This is a genomic window from Teichococcus deserti, assembly GCF_001982615.1.
GTDB lineage: Bacteria > Pseudomonadota > Alphaproteobacteria > Acetobacterales > Acetobacteraceae > Pseudoroseomonas > Pseudoroseomonas deserti.
Genome location: NZ_MLCO01000155.1, coordinates 1 through 3,718 on the forward strand (window position 1 = coordinate 1; position 3,718 = coordinate 3,718).

Consider the following 3,718-nt stretch of genomic DNA (forward strand, 5'->3'; position numbering starts at 1 on the left):
CCCGTCGCCCGCCTGACGCGGGAGGCGGTGGAAGAGGCCGCCGCTCCGCTCGCCTCGCTCTCCGCCGCTGTGCCGTGACGCCGCTGCCGCCCTTGCCCGCCGGGCGGCTGCTGCTGCGGCCGCTGCCGGGCTGCTGGTGGATGGCCGGCGGCCTCGGCGCCTTCTGCCCGATGCTCGGGCCGGACGGGGCGCTGCGCCTCTATCTCGGCGGCCGCGACGCGGAGGGGCGCAGCCATATCGGCCGGCTGGATTTCGACGGACCGCCCGAAGCTGATCGGGCGCCCGCGCTGCGCCGGCTGCTGGGCCCGCTGCTCAGCCTCGGCGCCCCGGGCTGCTTCGATGCCGACGGCACTGGCTATCCCTGGTTGGTCGAGGCCGACGGTGCGATGCGCATGTATTACGTCGGCTGGCAGCGGCTGGGCGGTGCGGTGCCCTTCCGCAACCAGATCGGCCTGGCGATCAGCCGCGACGGCGGCGACAGCTTCTTCCGGTTCAGCCGCGCGCCGCTGCTGCCTGCCAACGATGCCGAGCCGATCGGCCATGGCTCCTGCGCCGTGCAGCGGCTTTCCGACGGCCGCTGGCGGCTGCTCTATACCAGCTTCCTGGAATGGGCCGCGACGCCCGGAGGCGGCCACCGGCACCGCTACCAGCTGCACACGGCCTGGTCGGAAGACGGGCTGGACTGGCAGCGCCCGGGCGATGTCGCCGTGCCATTGGCCGATGCCGGCGAATATGCCCTCGGCGCCCCCGCCCCCTGGCGTGCCGGCGACGGCACAGAGCGGATTGTCTTCACCGCCCGCGGCGACCGTTATCGCCTGTTCCTTGGCACCGCGGACGGCCCCGGCCGCTTCCGCCGCCACCCCGCGCCGCTGGTGATCCCGGCCGGCGACTGGGACGATGCGATGCAATGCTATCCCCGCATCCTGCGCGCCGGAGACCATGACGTCCTGTTCTATGCCGGCAACGGCTACGGGCGGGCGGGGATCGGCTTTCTGCCGCTTCCCGCAGGCTGGCCGGCATGAGCTTCTTCGACAGCCATGGCGGCGGGCGGCCGGAGACCTATGCGGCGGCGCTGGCCGCGGCGGGCGGCAGCGGCGGCTGCCTGCAGGGCATGCCCGGCGTCTCGCCCGGGCTGCTCTTCGAGGCGGCACGCGGCTTTCCCGCGCTGCTGCCCATCCCCGCCTGGCCCGCCGCGCAGGCCCCGGTGGAGGCGACGCTCGACGCCTTCCACGCGCTCGGTGCCGCCGGGCTGCACCTGCATCCGCGCGGCTGCGGCGCCGGGGTGATGCCGCATCTGCCGCGGATCTTCCAGGGCGCGGCGGCGCGCGGGCTGGCGGTGTTCTTCTGCACCTATGCCTTCGCGCCGGCCGCCCAGCGCCTGCCGCCCGACCCGCTGCCGGCGCTGGTCGAGGCCCTGGCCGAGGCGCCCGGGCTGCGGCTGGTGCTGCTGCATGGCGGCGGCGTCGATCTGCTGCGCCATGCCGAATTCACCCGCGCCAATCCGGGCGTGCTGCTCGATCTGTCCTTCACGCTGATGAAATACGCCGGCAGCTCGATCGACCTGGATATGGCTTTCCTGGCGCGCAGCTTCGACCAGCGCCTCTGCCTGGGCTCGGATTTCCCGGACTACACGCCGGCCGAGGTGCTGGCCCGTCTCGACGCGCTGCTGCCCGACCTGCCGCCCGGGAAGCGGCAGAACATCGCCGAAAAGAACCTGCGCCGCTTCCTGCAGCGGGATGCCGCATGAGGCCCGAGGAGAAGGCGGAGAACTGCGCCCGCTATGCCGAGCGGCTGGCGCGTTTCGGCCATGACCCGCGCAGCCTCGGCTGGGACAAGCGGCAGCACCGGCTGCGCTATGCCGCGCTGCTGGACTACTGGCCGCGCGAAAGACTGTCGGTGCTCGATGTCGGTTGCGGCTTCGGCGACCTGGCCGGCTTCTGCGCCGCTGGCGGCCGCGACATCGCCTATACCGGCATCGACCTGTCGCCCGAGCTGATCGCGACCGGCAGCGCCGCCGCCCCCGATCGCGATCTGCGCGTCTGGGACTGGGATGTCGAGGGCGCGCCGGGGCGCTTCGACCTGATCCTCGCCTCCGGCCTGTTCCACCACCGGCTGGAGGACAGCGAAGGCTTCATCCATCGCATGCTGCTGCGCTTCAGGGCAGCGGCGGCGATGGGCTTCGCGGTGAACTTCATGTCGACCACCGCCGAGCGCCGCTACCCGCATCTGCATTACGCCGACCCGGCGGCGATGCTGGCGCAGGGGCTGAGCCTGTCGCGCCGGGTGCTGCTGCGGCACGACTACATGCCCTTCGAATTCACCCTGATCGTCGACCTGCGCCAGGAATTTGCCGCCGCCAGCTCGGCCTTTGCCGGCTTCGAGGCGCTGGTCGACCTGCCGCCTTCCGAGGAATGACGCCCATGCTCTTCGAGATGGATCCGCTGCCGCTGCTGGAGGCCGATGCCGAACGCCGCGCCGCGCTGCAGGCCCGCATCGACGGCCATGAGGTCGGCGTCAGCCGCGCCGTCGTCGCCCCGGACCTGATCGAGCGGCTGACCGGATGGCTGGCCGGGGTCGGCCGCGCCTCGCTGCCCAACTACGTGGCGCTGACGCCCGGGGCGCCGAACGCGCATCGGGTGAACCGCTGGGACGAGCGTTCCTTCGTCCGCGCCAACTATCACCAGTTTTCCTTCAATCCCTGGAATCAGGATCCCTTCGACGTCTTCCGGCTGATGGCGCCGGTCTTCCGGTTGCGCAACCTGCTGGCCGGGGCGCCGTCGGAGAAGTATCTGGGCCGCGCGCCCGAGGAGGGCAGCATCGCCCGCATGCTGTTCCACTTCTATCCGGCCGGCGAGGGCTGCATGAACCTGCACCGCGACCCGGTCGGGCCGCACCAGGTGGCCGTGCCGCTGATGGCCATGTCGCGCTTCGGCGCCGATTACAGCGCCGGCGGGCTGGTGCTGCAGGATGCCGCCGGCGTGCTGCGCGCGGTCGATGCCGAGCTCGCCCCGGGCGACGTCGTCTGGTTCCACCCGCAGCAGCCGCATGGCATCGAGACCATCGACCCCGACACGCCCAGCGACTGGCTTTCCTTCCGCGGCCGCTGGTCGGGAGTTTTCGCGGTGAACAAGCTGCAGGGCGAGGCCTCGATCGCCGACGCCGCCGATCTCGGCCGCGGATGACGGTGCCGCGCCTGCTGATCCTGGGCGCGGCGCTGGGCAATGTGCCGCGCATCCGCGCCGCCCGCGCCGCCGGCTTCTTCACGGTCGTCGCCGACGACCTGCCGCAGCCGCATGGTTTTGCCGTCGCCGATGAGACGCTGCAGGTCGCGCCCGATGACCTGGACGGGCTGGCGGCCGGTGTCGCCGGCCTGGGCGGGATCGATGGCATCGTCGGCAGCACCGAGCTGCAAGCCCTGGCGGCGGCGCGGCTCGGCCGGCGCCTCGGCCTGCCCGGCGCCGCCGACCCTGTGGTGATCGCGCAGGGCCTGAGCAAGCTGGCGCAGCGCACCGCCTGGGCCGCGCACGCCACGCCCTGGGCCGTGCCCTTCGCCCTGATGCCCGATCCGGCGGATGCGGCGCCGCTGGTCGCGCGGCTCGGCGGCTATCCCATCGTGCTGAAGCCGGCGCTGAGCCAGGGCGGCTCGCGCGGCGTCAGCCGGGTCGCCGGACCCGAGGGGTTGGCCGCGGCGCATGACTTCGCCCGGGCCGGCGGTTTG

General features: G+C 72.9%; 5 protein-coding genes. All 5 read left to right on the top strand.

Going from position 1 to position 3,718, the window contains the following annotated elements:
• Nucleotides 1-74 precede the first annotated feature (74 nt).
• On the top strand, nt 75-1,022 hold the full coding sequence (locus BKE38_RS15950; protein ID WP_076958287.1) for a glycoside hydrolase family protein: 948 nt from the start codon (nt 75-77) through the stop codon (nt 1,020-1,022).
• The gene (locus tag BKE38_RS15955) at nt 1,019-1,747 is read left to right on the top strand and encodes an amidohydrolase family protein (RefSeq protein ID WP_076958288.1); all 729 of its coding nucleotides are present in this window, start codon (nt 1,019-1,021) and stop codon (nt 1,745-1,747) included. Before BKE38_RS15950 ends, BKE38_RS15955 begins: the two co-directional genes overlap by 4 nt.
• Nucleotides 1,744-2,415, top strand: coding sequence for a class I SAM-dependent methyltransferase (locus tag BKE38_RS15960; RefSeq protein ID WP_076958289.1), 672 nt, complete (start codon nt 1,744-1,746; stop codon nt 2,413-2,415). Before BKE38_RS15955 ends, BKE38_RS15960 begins: the two co-directional genes overlap by 4 nt.
• Nucleotides 2,416-2,420: 5 nt before the next feature.
• Complete coding sequence (locus BKE38_RS15965) at nt 2,421-3,182, top strand: hypothetical protein (RefSeq protein WP_076958290.1); 762 nt, start codon at nt 2,421-2,423, stop codon at nt 3,180-3,182.
• Nucleotides 3,179-3,718 (top strand): ATP-grasp domain-containing protein (locus tag BKE38_RS15970; protein ID WP_207553585.1); only part of this gene is annotated, 540 nt, incomplete at its 3' end. The genes BKE38_RS15965 and BKE38_RS15970, both read left to right, overlap by 4 nt.